Source organism: Pseudomonas sp. AFG_SD02_1510_Pfu_092 (genome assembly GCF_003331055.1).
Lineage (GTDB): Bacteria > Pseudomonadota > Gammaproteobacteria > Pseudomonadales > Pseudomonadaceae > Aquipseudomonas.
This window is the reverse complement of record NZ_PUQD01000147.1, coordinates 1-208: the sequence shown is the minus strand read 5'-3', so window position 1 is coordinate 208 and position 208 is coordinate 1. Positions and strand designations below refer to the sequence as shown.

1 protein-coding gene is annotated in these 208 nt (G+C 45.2%); it reads left to right on the top strand.

What is annotated here, in order from left to right:
• Positions 1-185 (top strand): hypothetical protein (locus tag C6A77_RS25825; RefSeq protein ID WP_206605928.1); only part of this gene is annotated, 185 nt, incomplete at its 5' end.
• Between the last annotated feature and the right edge of the window lie 23 nt (positions 186-208).

The following is a 208-nucleotide window of genomic DNA, read 5'->3' as shown; positions in this document are numbered from 1 at the left end:
TCTATCACATATCCGAATTTTTAAAGAACGGTCTGACAAAAGTCAGAAATCAACATTCGACGCGAATGTTCATTTCTGAGTTCGATCAGCAACAACAGCAGACCTTTACAAGGCCCGTATCGTCTTCAACCATGAATCAAGCAATTCGTGTGGGAGCTCATCAGCAGGCTGATGTCGTCGATTAAGGAGGTGATCCAGCCGCAGGTTC